Origin of the sequence: Nocardia rhizosphaerihabitans, assembly GCF_014646295.1 — a bacterium.
GTDB classification, from domain to species: domain Bacteria; phylum Actinomycetota; class Actinomycetes; order Mycobacteriales; family Mycobacteriaceae; genus Nocardia; species Nocardia rhizosphaerihabitans.
This window is the reverse complement of record NZ_BMNE01000003.1, coordinates 266,280-283,102: the sequence shown is the minus strand read 5'-3', so window position 1 is coordinate 283,102 and position 16,823 is coordinate 266,280. Positions and strand designations below refer to the sequence as shown.

At 69.6% G+C, this 16,823-nt stretch carries 15 protein-coding genes; 5 read left to right on the top strand and 10 right to left on the bottom strand.

Annotated features, from left to right (window positions below; all coding sequences use genetic code 11):
* Positions 1 to 6: 6 nt before the first annotated feature.
* Positions 7 to 1,392, top strand: a complete 1,386-nt coding sequence (locus IEY60_RS14125) for a CoA transferase (protein ID WP_189028110.1) — start codon at positions 7 to 9, stop codon at positions 1,390 to 1,392.
* Between the two features lie 33 nt (positions 1,393 to 1,425).
* Here IEY60_RS14125 and IEY60_RS14120 read toward each other — a convergent pair whose 3' ends face one another.
* The gene (locus IEY60_RS14120; RefSeq protein WP_189028108.1) at positions 1,426 to 1,995 is read right to left on the bottom strand and encodes a TetR/AcrR family transcriptional regulator; all 570 of its coding nucleotides are present in this window, start codon (positions 1,993 to 1,995) and stop codon (positions 1,426 to 1,428) included.
* A gap of 103 nt (positions 1,996 to 2,098) precedes the next feature.
* On the opposite strand from IEY60_RS14120, the gene IEY60_RS14115 reads away from it, so the two are divergent.
* The 3 genes from IEY60_RS14115 to IEY60_RS14105 are packed head-to-tail and all read left to right on the top strand — an operon-like array spanning position 2,099 to position 5,292.
* The gene (locus tag IEY60_RS14115; protein ID WP_189028106.1) at positions 2,099 to 3,313 is read left to right on the top strand and encodes an FAD-dependent monooxygenase; all 1,215 of its coding nucleotides are present in this window, start codon (positions 2,099 to 2,101) and stop codon (positions 3,311 to 3,313) included.
* 57 nt (positions 3,314 to 3,370) lie between these two features.
* Positions 3,371 to 4,414, top strand: a complete 1,044-nt coding sequence (locus IEY60_RS14110) for a nucleoside hydrolase (protein WP_189028104.1) — start codon at positions 3,371 to 3,373, stop codon at positions 4,412 to 4,414.
* A complete protein-coding gene (locus IEY60_RS14105) occupies positions 4,411 to 5,292 on the top strand; it encodes an amidohydrolase family protein (protein WP_189028102.1) in 882 nt (293 codons plus the stop codon). Before IEY60_RS14110 ends, IEY60_RS14105 begins: the two co-directional genes overlap by 4 nt.
* Here the strand turns inward: IEY60_RS14105 and IEY60_RS14100 are convergent, their stop codons facing one another.
* The 4 genes from IEY60_RS14100 to IEY60_RS14085 form a co-directional block, all read right to left on the bottom strand.
* Complete coding sequence (locus IEY60_RS14100; RefSeq protein WP_189028100.1) at positions 5,293 to 6,339, bottom strand: alpha/beta hydrolase; 1,047 nt, start codon at positions 6,337 to 6,339, stop codon at positions 5,293 to 5,295.
* 123 nt (positions 6,340 to 6,462) lie between these two features.
* Positions 6,463 to 7,092 (bottom strand): NAD(P)-dependent oxidoreductase, encoded by a 630-nt coding sequence (locus IEY60_RS14095; RefSeq protein WP_189028098.1) that lies wholly within the window; start codon positions 7,090 to 7,092, stop codon positions 6,463 to 6,465.
* 95 nt (positions 7,093 to 7,187) lie between these two features.
* Positions 7,188 to 7,826, bottom strand: coding sequence for a response regulator (locus tag IEY60_RS14090; protein WP_189028096.1), 639 nt, complete (start codon positions 7,824 to 7,826; stop codon positions 7,188 to 7,190).
* Positions 7,823 to 8,968, bottom strand: coding sequence for a sensor histidine kinase (locus tag IEY60_RS14085; RefSeq protein ID WP_189028094.1), 1,146 nt, complete (start codon positions 8,966 to 8,968; stop codon positions 7,823 to 7,825). The genes IEY60_RS14090 and IEY60_RS14085 overlap by 4 nt, the downstream gene beginning before the upstream one ends.
* 157 nt (positions 8,969 to 9,125) lie before the next feature.
* On the opposite strand from IEY60_RS14085, the gene IEY60_RS14080 reads away from it, so the two are divergent.
* The gene (locus tag IEY60_RS14080) at positions 9,126 to 10,619 is read left to right on the top strand and encodes a multicopper oxidase family protein (RefSeq protein ID WP_189028092.1); all 1,494 of its coding nucleotides are present in this window, start codon (positions 9,126 to 9,128) and stop codon (positions 10,617 to 10,619) included.
* 6 nt (positions 10,620 to 10,625) lie between these two features.
* Here the strand turns inward: IEY60_RS14080 and IEY60_RS14075 are convergent, their stop codons facing one another.
* Genes IEY60_RS14075 through IEY60_RS14055 form a run of 5 tightly spaced genes read right to left on the bottom strand, consistent with a single transcriptional unit; the run spans position 10,626 to position 16,746 of the window.
* Positions 10,626 to 11,099: an SRPBCC domain-containing protein gene (locus IEY60_RS14075; protein ID WP_189028090.1), complete on the bottom strand. Its 474-nt coding sequence runs from the start codon at positions 11,097 to 11,099 to the stop codon at positions 10,626 to 10,628.
* Positions 11,096 to 11,461 (bottom strand): ArsR/SmtB family transcription factor, encoded by a 366-nt coding sequence (locus IEY60_RS14070; RefSeq protein ID WP_189028088.1) that lies wholly within the window; start codon positions 11,459 to 11,461, stop codon positions 11,096 to 11,098. The genes IEY60_RS14075 and IEY60_RS14070 overlap by 4 nt, the downstream gene beginning before the upstream one ends.
* 58 nt (positions 11,462 to 11,519) lie before the next feature.
* The gene (gene meaB, locus IEY60_RS14065; protein ID WP_373291726.1) at positions 11,520 to 12,566 is read right to left on the bottom strand and encodes a methylmalonyl Co-A mutase-associated GTPase MeaB; all 1,047 of its coding nucleotides are present in this window, start codon (positions 12,564 to 12,566) and stop codon (positions 11,520 to 11,522) included.
* A gap of 44 nt (positions 12,567 to 12,610) precedes the next feature.
* Positions 12,611 to 14,875, bottom strand: coding sequence for a methylmalonyl-CoA mutase (gene scpA / locus IEY60_RS14060; RefSeq protein WP_189028086.1), 2,265 nt, complete (start codon positions 14,873 to 14,875; stop codon positions 12,611 to 12,613).
* Entirely contained in the window at positions 14,875 to 16,746 is a 1,872-nt protein-coding gene (locus IEY60_RS14055) for a methylmalonyl-CoA mutase family protein (protein ID WP_189028084.1), read from the bottom strand. The genes scpA and IEY60_RS14055 overlap by 1 nt, the downstream gene beginning before the upstream one ends.
* Positions 16,747 to 16,823: the final 77 nt, after the last annotated feature.

Sequence of the window (16,823 nt, the reverse complement as noted above, 5' to 3'; positions counted from 1 at the left end):
TTCACCATGATCGCCGCGGTTAGGCTGGTCGAGGTGACCACCGCGCAGCAACTCGTGCACGCCTACGAGACCGGTCTCGGACTCGCAGTATCGGCCGGGGCCGACGAGCCGGATCCGGGTGACCGGCTCGCGGCCACGCTACCGGTGTGGGCCTTGGCCGCGGGCTCGGTGGCAGCGGTCGGCGCGGCCGCGCACCGGGTCCGCGCGGCGCACGGCCTGCCGACCAGGCCGTCTGCCCTCGATCCGGCCCGGGTCGGTGCGGCGTTCTCCAGTGAGCGGTTGTTTCGCCGCGGTGGCGACGCGCCGTCGATCTTCGCCGAGCTGTCCGGCTTCTTTCGCACCGCCGACGGGTGGGTGCGCACCCATGCCAACTATCCGCACCATCGCGAACACCTGACCCACGCCCTCGGTCTCTCCCCGTCGGCCGACGCCGTGCAGTTCGCCACCCGGGTGGCCGCCATGCCCGCGGCCGAGGTCGAGGACCTGGCAACCGCCGCCGGTGCGATCGCCGTGCGCGTCCGCACCGAGTCCGAATGGGCGGGCAGCCTTATCGGCCGGGCGGCGGCGGCAGGTCCGCTGGTTGCGGTCGATCGGCGACACCCCGGCGAGCTCGCACCGGGCAGCCCCACCACGTGGCGCCCCACCGCCGAGCACCCGTTGCGCGGCATCCGAGTACTCGACCTGACCAGGGTCCTGGCCGGTCCTGTCGCGACCCGCACCCTGGCGCTGCTGGGCGCCGATGTGCTGCGCGTGGATCCGCCGCAGCTGCCCGAAATCGACTGGCAGTTCGCCGACACCTGTCAGGGGAAGCGTTCGACCCTGCTCGACCTGCGCACCGACCTCGCGACGTTCGAGGACCTCCTGTCCGCCGCCGACGTGCTGGTGACCGGCTACCGGCCGGGTGCGCTCGCCGCGGCGGGCGTGCGGGTGACGCGCCCGGATCTCATCGACGCGTCTGTCTCGGCCTGGGGCACAGCCGGACCGTGGGCGCGTCGCCGTGGTTTCGACAGCATCGTCCAAGCGGCGTCGGGCATTTCGCTGCTCGAAGGCACACCGGATCGTCCCGGCGCACTGCCCGCGCAGGCGCTCGACCACGGCTCCGGGTACCTCCTCGCCGCGGGAGTCCTAGACGCACTGCTCGCGCGAGCCGACGACGGGGCAGGTCGCGACGTGCGAGTCTCGCTGGCCCGCACCGCTTCCTGGCTCCTGGCAGGTGATCGCACCCCAACGCACCCTGCCGCGGCGGCACCGGACCCGGCCGCGACCGTCACCCACGGCGAACTCGTCACTGCCGCACCGGTCTTCGCCGAGTACGACGACTTCCGCTGGCCCGCGCCGCCGTACGGGTCCGCGCAGCCGTTCTGGACCGAGCTACCGGTCCAACGCCCCTGATCTGTCGCACAGATACCCATCCGGCAGACGGCCTCAGCGCCCCGCGAGCGCGCGCACCGCCTCCGCCAGCTGATCACCGTCGGCCACCACCTCACCCGGATTCAGCAACCACAGCACACCAAGACCCTGCGCGAGGACGAAGTACAGCCGGCTGATCGCGTCGGCCTGTACCTCGTCGAGTTCCGGATGCGCCGCGCGCAGATTCGCCGCGAGATCGGTATAGGCGCCCGAGAGCTGGTCACCGAGCTGGGCGCGGGCCTCCTCGGAGCGCACGATCCGCACGATGTTCTCCAGGCTGGCCAGCATCGCCTCGTGATTGTCGGCGAACACCGCGGGCATCCCGTTCCACAGCCGGGTGAGCCCGGCCAGCGGCGACGTGCCCGCGCCCGCGCCGATCAGCTCCTCCATCGCGTCACCGATCGAGTTGCCGAGCGCCTCGCTCAGCGCCTCAGTGACCAGCCGTTCCTTGGACCCGAAGTGATAGCCGATCGCGGCCAGACTCACCCCGGCGGCCGCGGCGATATCGCGCGCGGTCGCCTTGGCCACGCCGCGTTCCAGGATGACCTTGCGCGCCCCCGCCAGTAGGTCTTCTCGATTACCCATGCCGCGACCCTACCCGACCGTCTTAGACATTTGTACTAGACATACGTGCAACCCAAATGTTAGACATATGTCTAAGACATTCGTTCTCCAGACGGGAAGCATCATGACCACCACCAGCCCCCTGCACGTTCTGGTCTCCGGCGGCGGTATCGCGGGCAACGCGGTCGCACTCCAGTTGCTGCGCAGCGGCATTCGCACCACCGTCGTCGAGCGCGCCGCGGTCCCCCGCCCCGGCGGCCAGGCGGTGGATCTGCGTGGGCCGAGCCGGGAGGCGGCCGAGCGGATGGGGCTGATGGAGGGCATCCGCAAGTACCAGCTCGACGAGCGCGGCATGTCCTACATCGACGGCGACGGCCGCGTCTACGCCCGGATGGCGATGGAGGATTTCGACGGACAGGGCGCCGTCGCCGAAATCGAGATCACCCGCGGCGACCTCAATCAGGTCCTGCTCGACGCGCTGGCGACCGCCGACAACGGCCATCTCGACTACCGCTACGGCGAGTGGATCGAACAGATCGACCAGGACGACACCGGCGTCGAGGTCACCTTCGCCTCGGGCCGCACCGAACGTTTCGACCTGGTGATCGGCGCCGACGGCGTGCACTCGGCCACCCGCAGGCTCGCCTTCGGACCGGAGGAGCAGTTCAGCACCAACCTCGGCGGTTACGGCGCGTTCTTCACCATGCCGACCCCGCCGCAGGTGGAGCCCGGGTGGTTCGGCATGCGCCTGGTACCCGGCGCCATGCTCGGCATCCGCCCCGACGGCGACCCGGCCACCGCGAAGGCGATCATCACCGTCCGCACCGACGCCGATCCCGCGCTGCGTCGCGACCCCGACGCCCAGCGTGCCCTGATCCGCCAGGCCATCGGTGGCGCCGGGTGGCACGCGCCCGCGGTGCTCGCCGCCATGGAGACCACCCCCGACTTCTACTTCGACGAGCTCGCCCGCGTCGACGTGCCCGAGCTGGCCGTCGGCCGTGTCACGCTGGTCGGCGACGCGGGCTACTGCGGCTCCCCCATGACCGGCATGGGCACCGCGATGGCCGTGGTCGGCGCCTATGTGCTCGCCGCCGAGATCGCCGCAACGCCGGCGGATCTGCCCGGCGCCCTGCGGCGCTATCAGAACACGATCACGCCGTTCCTGGCCAAGGCCAAGGAGATTCCCGGCGGCGGCATCGCGATGATGCTCCCGCGCACCAAGCTGATGACCAGACTGTCGAAGGTCAACGTGCGGATGATGATGTCGCGTCCGATGCGGCCGATCACCAAGAAGATCTTCTTCGGCCACACCGAGGAGTTCACCCTGCCGACCTACTGATCGCCCGGCCCGGACCTCCCTCGGATCCGGGCCTACGACCGCGGCTACTCTCGACCTGTGCCGCAGCAGATCATCCTCGATGTCGATACCGGAATCGATGATTCGCTGGCGCTGCTGTATCTGCTGGCATCACCGGAGGCGCAGATCATCGGGATCGCCGCGACCGCGGGCAATGTGCCGACCGCGCAGGTGGCGGCGAACACCCTCGCACTGCTGGATCTGGCCGGCGCGGACGAGATCGAGGTGGCCGCGGGCGCGGACGTCCCCCTGGCCGTGCCGCTGCGCACCACCGAGGACACGCACGGCCCGCAGGGCCTCGGTTATGCCGAGCTGCCTGTCTCGACACGTCCGCTGTCGGACCGGTCGGCGGCGCAGATGTGGGTTGATCTGGCCCGCGCGAACCCCGGCTCGGCGATCGGCCTGTGCACCGGCCCGCTGACCAATCTCGCGCTGGCCCTGCGCATCGAACCCGAGCTGCCCCGGCTGCTGCGGCGCCTGGTGATCATGGGCGGCGCGTTCAACCATCCGGGCAACACCACACCGACCAACGAGTGGAACATCCACGTCGACCCCGAGGCGGCCAAGGAGGTGTTCGACGCGTTCTCGGCGGCGGCGCCGGATCGCCGACCGCTGGTGTGCGCGCTCGACATCACCGAGTCCATCGAGATGCGGCCCGAGCACCTGGCCCGCCTGGCCGAGGCCGCGCACAGCACGCCGATCGAACGGGTCGCCGCGGGCGATGCCCCCGAATGGCGTTCGGCGGCAAGCAATCCGATCATCCGGTATCTCGTCGACGCGGTGCGGTTCTATTTCGACTTCCACGATCTGTACGACCTGGGCTACCTCGCGCACATGCACGATCCGTTCGCCGCCGCGGTCGCGCTGGACCCGGCCCTGGTGCTGACCCGCCCCGCCACCGTCGACGTCGAACTGGCAGGCACGATCACCCGGGCGACCACCGTCGCAGATTGGGCGGGCATGTGGGGCCGGGAACCCAACGCCGACATCGCGATCGGCACCGACCCCGCCGTCTTCTTCGAACGTCTCGTCACCCGCGTCGGCGCCTTCGCCCGTCGCCTGTATCCGGAGCCGCCACAGTGACCGTCGATACCGCCGCCTATCTCGCCGACTTCCGCCGCCGCCTCGAGCTGCCCGCGATCGTCGACGTGCACACCCACTTCATGCCCGACCAGGTGATGCAGAAGGTATGGGCCTACTTCGACCAGGTCGGCCCGCTGACCGGCCGGCCGTGGCCGATCACCTACCGCGACGACGAACAGGTGCGACTGAAGACCTTGCGCGACTTCGGCGTCCGCGCGTTCACCTCGCTGGTGTACCCGCACAAGCCGCAGATGGCCGCCTGGCACAACGAGTGGACCGCCGAGTTCGCCGCCCGCACACCCGACTGCCTGCACACCGCCACCTTCTATCCCGAACCGGACGCGCCCGAGTACGTCCGCGCCGCGATCGAGGGTGGTGCGCGAGTCGTCAAAGTGCACATCCAGGTGGGCGCGTTCTCACCGCTGGACCCGCTGCTCGACCCGGTGTGGGCGATCCTCGCCGAGGCCGGCGTACCCGTGCTCATCCACTGCGGATCCGGGCCGGTCCCCGGCGAATTCACCGGTCCGGCGCCCATTGCCGAACTGCTGCGCCGCTTTCCGGCGCTGCGGCTGATCATCGCGCACATGGGCACACCCGAGTACAGCGAGTTCCTCGACCTGGCCGAGCAGTACCCGCAACTACACCTGGACACGACGATGGTGTGGACCGACTTCAGCGAAGGCGGGGCGCCGTTCCCGCCCGCCGAGCGGGAACGCCTGCGCCGCTTCGCCGATCGCATCCTGTTCGGCAGCGACTTCCCCAACATCCCCTACCCGTACGCCGAGGCCGTCCAGGCGGTCGAGCGGCTGGACCTCGGGCCGGACTGGCTGCGCAAGGTGTGCCACGACAACGCGGTCGCGCTGTTCGACCTGCGCTGATCAGGCGGGAATCGCCATCCCCTCGGCCAGCAGTGGCCAAGAGTTCTTGAACGCTTTCTGCCAGTAGCCCCACGAATGGGTGCCCTGGGTCGACACGTCGAAGGTGGCGGGAATGTCGAGTTCGGCGAGCCGGTCCTGCAGGTTCTTGGTGCACCAGCCGGTCGCGGCCTCGATCACGCCGCCGACGACGATCTGGTTGGCCAGACCGACCGGCCCCCAGGTGACCAGGTGCGGGTCGCCGAGCTTGTCGTGCTCGCCGGGCAGGCCGTTGCCGTTGGAGATGTAGAGCTTGGTACCGCGCAGACCCTCGGCATTGACGACAGGATCGTTGGCGACCCACTCCGGGTCACCGGGCGGGCCGTACATGTTCGACGCGTCGCCGCCACCGGTGCCGACGACGACATTCACGAACTGCCGACCGACCGGGTCGCTGATCTGCGCGCAGCCGCTGTAGGCCGCGACGGAGCGGAACAGACCCGGTTTCGCGATCGCGAGCTGCAGCACCGAGGTGACCGTCATGGAGTTCGCGGCGATCGCGTTCCGGCCGGTCGTCTCGAACATCGTGTCGACGAGCGCGGGCAGCTCGTCGAGGAAGAAGGTGCGCCACTTGTTCACGCCCAGCGTGGGATCCGGTTCGCGCCAGTCGGTGTAGTAGCTCCACGCACCGCCCACCGGCATGACGACATTGACGTCCTTGCCTGCCAGGAAGTCCACGACATCGGTGTTCTGTTCCCAGGTCGCGGTGTCCTCACCGCCACCGGCGCCGTTCACCAGATACAGCGACGGCCGCGGCACCGAGGTGTCCGCGGGCCGCTGCACCTTCACCGACACCTCGCGCGCCATGGCCGCCGAGTAGATCCGAACCGTCACCTGACGCCCGTCGACCGAGGTCACCTCGGCCCGCGACCCGTCGACGGCGACCACCCGATTCGTCACCGCGGCACCGGAATCCGGCGCCTGCGCAGCGACGCCGCCGGCGCCGAGCACTGTCGAACCCACGGCGACGAGCACCGCCACCAACGCCGAGACCGCGCCGCGGCACCTCATCGATCGAGCCTCCTACTGAAAACCGACCGCTCAGTGCGGTCAGTCACAGTATCGGCGCAGATCACATCACCGTTACCGGTTCCTTACCGATTCGTCACCAGAAACAATGACCCCTGGGCAAATTCAGGACGCCGCCACTGTGAAGCGGGCACGTCGGTGAACCGGGCGCTCCGCCTCGTCGAGCAGGGCGACCGCGAAATCCTCCATCGAGATGGTCGACACCCCGTCGACGTCGACCAGCAGTTCGTCGGCGCCGACCCGGTAGCTGCCGGTGCGTTCGCCCGGAATCAGCTCGGCGGGCGGGCTCAGATAGGTCCAGTCGGCCTCGGCATCGGCTCGGCACGCGGCGAGTTGCTCGGCGCAGGCCTGCGCGATCGCGGCGAGTTCGGCCGGGAATTCCGGGGTTTCGTGCAGCAGCGCCCCGGCGCCGGGGACCGACAGCGTCGCCGCGCCGCCCACGACGAGCAGCCGCACGCCGCTGCGGGCCACACCGTCGAGCATCGCCGCCGCGACCACCGGCAGTTCGGACTCGCGCCCTACCGCGGGGCGCGTTGCCGCGATCACGAGATCGTGACCGGCGCTGATCTTTTCGACGTCGTCGGCAGATCCCGCGTCACCGATGCTAACCCGCACGCCCTCCGGCATCACCACGGCCCGCCGCACCACCGCGGTCACCTCGTGCCCGCGCGCCACCGCTTCGGCCACCACCCTGCTGCCGACGGCGCCACTCGCTCCGAACACCGCGATCCGCATGATCAATCCTCCTGTGCGACAACCCGACTCACTGACACGTCGAATATATCTCAACATTGAGTTAGTTAACCATGATGTATCTCACCATTGAGATATCAGTGCTCGGTGAGCTTGGAGGCGTAGACGGCGAGGCGGACGCGGTTGTCGGTGCCGGTCTTGTCGAGCAGGTTCGCGATGTGGCTCTTGACGGTGCTCACCCCGAGATGGAGCCGGTCGGCGATGTCTTGGTTGCCGTGCCCTTCGCCGACCAGGCGCAGGACGTCGAACTCGCGGGGTGTCAGATCGGGTGCGGGTGCCAGGCCGGGAGCCGACGGGGCCTCGAGGGCACGGTCAACCAGGCGGCGCAGGAGGGCGGGCGAGAACAGCAGGTCGCCGTCGACTGTGCGCCGGATGGCGTCGAGCAGGATCTCGGGGTCGGTGTCCTTGACGAAATACCCTGCGGCTCCGGCGGCGAGGGCGGGGAACAGGTGATCGTCGTCGTCGAAGGTGGTGAGCACGAGCACTTTCGCGCGCGGCGACAGGGCGAGGATCTGCCGGGTGGCCGCGACGCCGTCGAGGCCGGGCATGCGCAGGTCCATGACGACGAGGTCGGGCGCGAGTTCGGCGAAGCGCCGTACCGCCTCGACACCGTCGGCCGCCTCGCCCACGACGGCGAGATCGGTGGTGTCCTCGATGAGCATCCGCAGGCCCGCCCGCACCAGACGCTGGTCGTCGACCAGCAGCACCGTGATCATGCGTCCGCTCCCCGCACGGCGTCGGGCAGCCAGGCCCGCACCACCCAGTGTTCGCCGTCGGCGCCGACAGCGAGGGTGCCGCCGGCGAGGGCGACCCGTTCGCGCATACCGACGATGCCGTGTCCCGGCGGTGTCGCGGTGTCGCGGCCGCCGCTGACCACCTCGATGCCGATGCCGTTGTCGCGCTTGCCGATCCGGAATCGCACGGGCACACCGCGATCGGCGTGTTTCATGACATTGGTCAGCGATTCCTGGACCAGGCGCAGCAGGGTGAGTCTGCTCATGGCGTCGATGGTGCCGAGTTCGGTGTCGATGTCGGCCTCGACGGTGAATCCGGCAGCGCGGGCCCGGGTGAGCGCGGCGCTGACCTCGGTGACGACCGCGTCGGCTTCGACCAGCGACACCGTCCCGAGCGCGGGATCACGCAGCGCCGCGAGGAACCGGCGAATGTCGGCCAGCGCGTCGGCGGCGGTGCCGCGGACATCGTCGAGGACGGCGACGATGCGCGGATCCGCTTCCCGCACCACCCGTCCGGCCACGGAGATGCGCAGGATGATCGAGGCCATGTGGTGGGCGACCACATCGTGCAGTTCCCGCGCCATGGCCGCGCGTTCGTCGATGCGGGTTCGCGCTTCGGCCTCGGCCGCACGCATCCGCAGGTTCTCCGCGAGGTCACGTTGCCCACGCAGATACAACCCGAGCAGCAGCGGCAGTCCCACATACGCCACAGCCTCGACGACCGTGGACGCCCGGCCGATCGAGGTGTCGTGCAGGCCGACCCGCCCGAGGACGACGGCAGCGGCCCAGCACCCTGTCGCCACCCACACGGTGCTGCGCCGATGCGTGCGCGCGACGACATCCACCAGTGCCACCGCACCGAGATAGGGCACCAGGCCCGACACACCCCAGGCGGGCGTGCGCAGCATCGGCACGGCGAGCACCGACAGCACGATCGATACCGCCAGCGGCCACCGCGCTCCGGCGAGGAACACCACGCCCGCGGTGACGGCGAGCACCCAGTAGTGCGCCGGCACCCGGTACTGCCCCGGATAGGTGCTGGCCAGCAGCAACACCGGGATCAGCACCAGCGGCAGCCACCGCAGGAGCGGCCGCGGGTTCCGGTGTGCGCTGATGTCGATCACGCACCCACGGTAGGTGACGGTGCGCGGCTAGCACGCGATCGGCGCGTCCGCAAGGCCCGCGCGGCCGGATTCGGTCCGGTGGGGTCCGGCCGCTGGGCGGAGTTGCCGAGGTCGCGCCCGATCGAAGCTGGAGGTCCCGCACAGACAAGGAGCACATGTGGTCTCGCGACGAGGATTCCTCACCGGCCTCGCCCTCGTCCCGGTCGCCTACGCGGCCGGGTGTTCGATCCGGCCCCCGGCGCCGGGTTCGGCGGCCGGGACGGCAACGCGTCCGCTGCCGATTCCGCCGCAGGCACCGTCGACCCTCGGCGCCGACGGTGTCCGCCGGTTCGCCTTGCGCGTGCAGACCGGGAGCACCAAGATGCTGCCGGGCAACCGCACACCGACCTGGGGTTACAGCGGATCGGTCCTCGGCCCCACACTCCGGGCCCGGCGCGGCGAGGAGGTCGCGGTCACCGTCGTCAACGATCTGCCGGAGCCGACCTCGGTGCATTGGCACGGAATGCATCTGCCCGCGGCCTTCGACGGCGGACCGCATCAGATGATCGCCCCCGGCGCGCAGTGGATGCCGCGCTGGCGGGTGGATCAGCAGGCCGCGACACTCTGGTACCACCCGCATCCGCACGGCGCGACCGAAAAGCATGTCCAGCGCGGACTGGCCGGCTTCTTCCTGATCGACGACGAGGCCACCGATCGCCTGGACCTACCGAAAGACTATGGTGTAGAAGATATTCCGCTGGTGATCCAGGATCGCCGTTTCACCGCCGACGGCGGCATCGACGAATCCGACGCCACCGATGTCGGCCTGCTGGGCGACACCATCGTGACCAACGGCATCGCGGGTGCCCACTTCACCGTCACGACCGAGCGGGTCCGGCTGCGCATCCTCAACGGGTCGTCGGGCCGCCTCTACAACCTCGCGCTCGCCGACGACAGGCAGTTCCAGCTGATCGGCACCGACGGCGGCCTCCTGCCGGAACCCGTTGCCCTGAAGCAAATCCCGCTCAGCCCGGGTGAGCGGGCCGAGATCGTGGTCACCGTCCGCGCGGGTGAGAACGTCACGCTACGGTCCCTGCCGATCGCTGACCGCGACGGTATCGATCGAGCGGCCGAATTCGGCTTCGACGACTCCTTCGACATCCTGGCCCTGCGCGCCGCCGACACCCTGCGACCATCGGCGGCCCTCCCCGCGGCACTCGTGCCGATGAGCCCGCTCGCCGCAGCGAACACGGCGCCGACCCGGACCTTCGAGTTGCAGTGGTTCATGATCAACAACCACCGGATGGACATGAACCGCATCGATATGACGATTCCCGTCGACACCACCGAGGTCTGGTCGGTGCGCAACAAGGACAACTGGCCGCACAACTTCCACGTCCACGATGTCCAGTTCCAGATCCTGGCGATCGACGGAAATCCGCCGCCCCCAGCGCTTTCCGGCTGGAAGGACACCGTCTATACCGCGCCGGGCGCCACGTACACCCTGGCCATGCACTTCGCCGATCACACCGACCCGACGTTCCCGTACATGTACCACTGTCACCTGCTGCATCACGAGGACCAGGGCATGATGGGCCAGTTCCTGGTCCTCGCGCCGGGACAGCGGCCGGCGCCGATGCGGACGGACATGGGGGCGATGGGGCACGGGTGAGCCGCGTCAGGCGACGGATTCGAGGTACTTCGCCAGGGCCGCGACGAGCTCGCGGGTGCCTTCCTCGCGCTGGGCGCCGGTGTCGTGGCCGTCGAGGTGGGCGCCGAATTCGACGAGGGTGAGCTTGGTGCCGGTGGTGGTCGGCTCGAATTCCCAGGTGGCGACCGAGGTGGAGATGTGGGCGCCGTTGAGCCACATGTCGTAGGTGTAGACGAGGCGTTCGTTGTCGACGATGTCGGTGTAGGTGGCGACGAAACGGGAGGTCATCGTCCCCTGGAAGGTGCCCTCGTTGATCTCGACGCCGCCGACGCGGAAGTCGGCGGAGACCTCGCCCTGTTCCCAGCCTTCTTCGCCGCCGAACCACTTGCTCTTGACGGTGGGGTCGGCGAACGCCTGGAACACGACGGCCGGGGCGACGGGTACCTCGCGCTCGATGGTGAACTGCGCGTGGGCGATGGAACGGGTAGCGGTGTCGGTCATTGTCGTTCTCCCTCTGTGTTGTTCGCTGATTCCGTGAGTAGTGCCGTGAGCCGGTCCAGCTGCCGTTCGGCCGGTGGCCGCTGCTGCCGCAACCAGTCGATCGCGATCCCGAAGGCCCCTGGCACCAGTTGGTAGGTGCGCACGCGCCCGATCTTGGCCGAGCTGACGAGCTGTCCCGCTTCCAGCGCCTTCAGGTGCTGCACGATGGTCGGCAGCGCGACCTCGAACGGTGCCGCGAGATCCGACACCGACGCGGGGCCCCGAGCGAGCCGTTCGACGATCGCCCGCCGAGTCGGATCCGCCAGCGCTCGGAAGACACTGTCGAGTCCCCCGTCCGGCTCACCTGATGAATACTTAGGCACATACCTAAGTATTCACGCCGACGAGAGTTCGCGCAACCCCTGGTTGCGAAAATTCTGGTCAGGCGTCGAAGGCGCTGAGGATTTGTTCGGCGGCCAGCGCCGGGGTGAGGGTGCCGTCGCGGACGGCGGATTCGACTTGGGCGCGAACGGATTTCACGGCCGGGTTGTCGGCGAGGCGGCGCAGGATCTGGTCGTGGACCATGGTCCAGGTCCAGTCGACCTGCTGACGGCGGCGCTTCTCGGCGAACTCCCCCGCCTCGGTGAGGACGCGGCGATGCTCGAGGACGGTGTCCCAGAACTTGTCCAGGCCCTGGCCTTCCAGACCGCTCATGGTGAGCACGGGTGGACGCCAGAGGGCGTCGTGCGGGTGGATCAGCCGCAGGGCGCCTTGGAGTTCGCGCGCCGCGCTCTTGGCTTCCATCTCGTGCTTGCCGTCGGCCTTGTTGACCGCGACGAGCTCGGCCAGTTCCAGCACGCCCTTCTTGATGCCCTGCAGCTGGTCACCGGTGCGGGCGAGGGTGAGGAAGCAGAAGACGTCGACCATGTTGGCGACGGTGACCTCGGACTGGCCGACACCGACGGTCTCGACCAGGATCACGTCGTAACCGGCCGCCTCGAGCAGCACGATGGTCTCGCGGGTGGCCTTGGCGACACCGCCGAGGGTGCCCGCGGTGGGCGAGGGCCGGATGAACGCGTCGGCTTCCAGCGACAACCTGGCCATGCGGGTCTTGTCGCCGAGGATCGAACCGCCCGTGCGGGTCGAGGACGGGTCGACGGCCAGAACCGCGACCCGATGCCCCTTGCCGAGCAGATACATGCCGAGCGCGTCGATGAACGTCGACTTGCCGACGCCGGGGACACCGGTGATGCCGACCCGGTTGGACACCACGGTGCCCGGCTCGGTCCCCAGCCGCAGCAGCAACTGCTGAGCCAGTTCGCGGTGGTCGGCGCGGGTGGATTCCACCAGGGTGATCGCGCGGGCCAGCGCCGAGCGCTGACCGGCCTTCACCTCGTCGGCGAGCGCGTCGACGTCGATGGTGCGGCGGACGCCGGTGACGGTCCGGTCGCCGTTACGCGGGGCACCGACACCCGCGGTGGTGCCGATCCGGGGGTGGGCCTGGCCACCCCCGGCCGTGTGTGCGGCGTCGCTCATTCGGCTGTGCCGCCGCCGATCTCGTGGCCGAGGGAGGCGGCCAGCTTCTTCAGCAGGTCGATGGCGGCGTCGGCGATCACGGTGCCGGGCGGGAAGATCGCCGCCGCGCCTGCCTCGTAGAGCTCGTCGAAGTCACCGGGCGGGATGACGCCGCCGACGATGACCATGATGTCGGGGCGACCGACATCGGCCAGTGCCTGCCGCAGGGCCGGCACCAGCGTGAGGTGACCCGCGGCCAGCGAGGAGACACCGACGATGTGCACGTCGTTGTCGGCCGCCTGGCGCGCCACCTCTTCGGGGGTCTGGAACAGCGGGCCCACGTCGACGTCCATGCCGAGGTCGGCGAACGCCGTGGCGATCACCTTCTGACCGCGGTCGTGGCCGTCCTGGCCCATCTTGGCGACCAGGATGCGGGGACGACGGCCCTCGGCCTCGGCGAACTCCTCGACGAGCGCGATGGCCGCGCCGATGTTGGATGCCTTGCCTGCTTCGTCTCGGTACACACCGGAGAGCGTACGGATTTCGGCCTGATGGCGGCCGTACACCTTCTCCAGTGCGTCGGAGATCTCACCGACGGTGGCCTTGGCGCGGGCGGCGTCGATGGCCAGGGCGAGCAGGTTGTTCTCCATCCCGCCCTCGGTGGCGGCGGCGGCGCGGGTCAGGTTGGCCAGCGCGGCCTCCACGGCGACCGAATCACGTTCGGCGCGAAGGCGTTCCAGCTTCTCGATCTGCTCGGCGCGCACGCGCGAGTTCTCGACCTTGAGGACCTCGACCTCGTGGTCCTCTTCGACCTGGTACTTGTTCACGCCGATCACCGGCTGCTGGCCGGTGTCGATGCGCGCCTGGGTGCGGGCGGCGGCCTCTTCGATGCGCAGCTTCGGAATGCCTTCCGAAATCGCCTGTGCCATACCGCCGTGCGCCTCCACCTCGGCGATGTGCGCGCGGGCCCGCTCGGCGAGCTGGTGGGTGAGCCACTCGACGTAGTACGAGCCGCCCCACGGGTCGATCGGGCGCGTGGTGTTGGACTCCTGCTGGATCAGCAGCTGGGTGTTGCGGGCGATGCGGGCGGAGAAGTCCGTCGGCAGGGCCAGCGCCTCGTCGAGGGCGTTGGTGTGCAGCGACTGGGTGTGGCCCTGGGTCGCGGCCATCGCCTCGATGCAGGTGCGCGCCACATTGTTGTAGGCGTCCTGCGCGGTCAGCGACCAGCCCGAGGTCTGCGAATGAGTGCGCAGCGACAGCGATTTCGCGCTCTTGGGCTCGAACTTCGAAACCAGCTCGCTCCACAGCAGGCGGCCCGCGCGCAGCTTGGCGACCTCCATGAAGAAGTTCATGCCGATGGCCCAGAAGAACGACAGGCGCGGAGCGAACTTATCGACATCCATGCCCGCCGCGATACCGGCGCGGATGTACTCCACACCGTCGGCCAGGGTGTAGGCCAGCTCCAGATCGGCGGTCGCACCGGCCTCTTGGATGTGATAGCCCGAGATGGAGATCGAGTTGAACTTCGGCATCTTCGCGCTGGTGAAGGCGAAGATGTCGGAGATGATCCGCATCGAGGGCTTGGGCGGGTAGATGTAGGTGTTGCGGACCATGAACTCTTTCAGAATGTCGTTCTGAATGGTTCCGGCCAGCTGCTCGGGCGTGACGCCCTGCTCCTCCGCGGCGACGACATAGAGCGCCAGGATCGGCAGCACCGCGCCGTTCATGGTCATCGACACCGACACCTGATCCAGGGGGATCTGGTCGAAGAGCTGGCGCATGTCCAGGATGGAGTCGATCGCGACACCGGCCATACCGACGTCACCCTGCACGCGCGGGTGATCGGAGTCGTAGCCACGGTGGGTGGCGAGGTCGAAGGCGACCGACAGGCCCTTCTGACCGGCCTGCAGGTTGCGGCGGTAGAAGGCGTTGGAGTCGGCGGCGGTGGAGAAGCCCGCGTACTGGCGGATGGTCCACGGCTGGTTGACGTACATGGTCGGGTAGGGGCCACGCAGGAACGGCGCCACACCGGGCACCGTGTCCAGCGGATAACCCTGCGCGACAACGGCATCCCGGTCGGCCTTGGTGAACACCGGCGGCACGTCGATGCCCTCGGGCGTGGCCCAGGTGAGCTGGTCGGCGGTGGTGTGGTTGGCCGCGGCGGCCTCGGCCACGAACTCCTTCACCTGCGCGTCGTCCACTTCGGCGGCCTCGGGCGCGCGCTCGGTGAGCGGCACCTCGGCGAAACTGCCGATCAGGTGCTCGATATCGGATGTGGTCATCAGGCTCCCACCTTCTCCAGCAGCTGCGACAGGACCGCGACCGCGTCGATGCGCAGGGTCAGGTACCCGTCGGGACGCTGTGTACCGCTGTACTGCGCGACCGACTTCTCCGGCCCGGCCAGCAGTACCGTGTCGATCCCCGCGGCGCGCAACGCGTCGACCGCGGCGCCCGCTTCCTCACCGTAGCGCTTGTCCGCGCCGCACAGGACCGCGATCCGCGCGCCGGACTCGGCAGCGGCGGCGGCGATCCCGTCTACGGTCAGCGGGCCGGGGTTGACCGACTCGATGCCGCCGGAGGCCAGCACGTTCGCGGTGAAGATGGTGCGCGCGTTGTGTTCGGCGACCAGGCCGAGCGGCACGATCAGCGCCTTCGGGCGGGCGCCGTTGGCCGCGAGGTAGGCGTCGGACCGGTTACGCAGCGACTCGAACGCGGCGCCGTAGCGGGCGACCGAGACATCGGCGCGTGCCTGCTCCGACAGCGGCGTTTCGGCGAGGTTGGGGAATTCGTTGACACCGGTGACCGCGGTCTTGCGGTGCGCGATGTCGGCGGCGCGGGTAGCCGCCGTCTCGGCGATGCGCTCGGCGACCAGACCGGCGGCGAGCGCGGCGGGATAACCGCCGGCGGCCTCGATCTCCTGCATGAACTCCCAGGCCTTGGCAGCCAGTTCGTCGGTCAGCGAGTCGACGTACCAGGAGCCTGCGGCCGGGTCCTGGACGTGACCGAGGCGCGATTCCTCGAGCAGCAGCAGCTGGATATTGCGGGCCATGCGGTCCGAGAACGACTGCGACACACCGAGTTCGCCGGTCGGCAGCGCGGAATCGAAGGGCAGCACGGTGACCGAGTCGGCGCCACCGACACCGGCGCCGAAGGCCGCCAGGGTGGTGCGCAGCAGGTTCACCCACGGATCGCGCTGGGTCATCATCGCGGCCGAGGTGACCGCGTGCTGCGGGGCGGCGCCGAAGGCGGGCGCACCGCACACGTGGGCGACGCGGGCCCAGAGGCGCCGGGCGGCACGGAATTTCGCGATGGTGGCGAACTGGTCGTCGGTGGCCGCGAAGCGGAACTCGAGCTGACCGAACGCGTCGGCGATGTCGACCCCCGCGGCGGTCAGCGCACGCAGGTAGGCCAGACCGGCGGCGACGGACGCGCCGAGTTCCTGGGCGTCGGCGGCGCCGGCGTTGTGGAAGGCGGTGCCGTCCACCGTGATCGCGCGCACCGTCTCCGGGCGGGCGATCACGCGGGTCGCCAGCGCGACGGCCTGATCGGTGTCGATGTCGGCGGTACCGGCGAACGCGCTCGTCAGCGGGGCGGCACCGAGCCCGACCTGGATCTCGGTGCGGTCGGCGAGCTGGTAGCCGTCGAGCAGCGTGAAGACCTGGTCGGCGGCGGCGTCGACGTCGGCGCCCGCGACCAGGGTCAGCGGGGCCAGTTCGAAGAGCAGTCCGCTCAGCGCGGTGGGGATGTCGGCGATCGCGACGCCGTCGGCGCCCACCCCGAGCGAGACGGCGCTGACGCCGTTCTCCAGCCAGGACAGGATCGTCCGGTTGGTGGCCGCGGCGTCCGCCGAACCGGCGAAGGCGGCGACGAACCAGCCGCGCTGCGGGTCGCGGGTGGCACTACCACCACGAACGAACGGGAACGCGCCGGGCAGCGGCTGCTCGGGCAGCTCGTCGCGGCGGGTGTAGAGCGGGGCGATGGTGAGCCCGTCATAGGTGGTCTCGTCGAGCAGATGCTCGGGCTCCGCGGGGAGCTCGGCAGCCTCGACCCGTCGCGCTTTGGCCAGCACGCCCGCCACGCCCTTGCGCCATGCGGCGTACTCGGGCACCGGATCCGGTGCGAGCCCCGCCCCGGACTCTGAACCAATCGGCATAGCTGCTGTTCTCTCTTCCATTCGACGACCGCACCCCGGTGCACTGCCGATCCGGCAGCATCAGCCCAGCAGCGGAT

Excerpts from the sequence above, each read along its gene's own strand:
- IEY60_RS14125 (WP_189028110.1), top strand. The coding sequence starts at position 7 with ATGATCGCCGCGGTTAGGCTGGTCGAGGTGACCACCGCGCAGCAACTC.
- IEY60_RS14120 (WP_189028108.1), bottom strand. The coding sequence starts at position 1,995 with ATGGGTAATCGAGAAGACCTACTGGCGGGGGCGCGCAAGGTCATCCTG.
- IEY60_RS14115 (WP_189028106.1), top strand. The coding sequence starts at position 2,099 with ATGACCACCACCAGCCCCCTGCACGTTCTGGTCTCCGGCGGCGGTATC.
- IEY60_RS14100 (WP_189028100.1), bottom strand. The coding sequence starts at position 6,339 with ATGAGGTGCCGCGGCGCGGTCTCGGCGTTGGTGGCGGTGCTCGTCGCC.
- IEY60_RS14095 (WP_189028098.1), bottom strand. The coding sequence starts at position 7,092 with ATGCGGATCGCGGTGTTCGGAGCGAGTGGCGCCGTCGGCAGCAGGGTG.
- IEY60_RS14090 (WP_189028096.1), bottom strand. The coding sequence starts at position 7,826 with ATGATCACGGTGCTGCTGGTCGACGACCAGCGTCTGGTGCGGGCGGGC.
- IEY60_RS14075 (WP_189028090.1), bottom strand. The coding sequence starts at position 11,099 with ATGACCGACACCGCTACCCGTTCCATCGCCCACGCGCAGTTCACCATC.
- scpA (WP_189028086.1), bottom strand. The coding sequence starts at position 14,875 with ATGACCACATCCGATATCGAGCACCTGATCGGCAGTTTCGCCGAGGTG.
- IEY60_RS14055 (WP_189028084.1), bottom strand. The coding sequence starts at position 16,746 with ATGCCGATTGGTTCAGAGTCCGGGGCGGGGCTCGCACCGGATCCGGTG.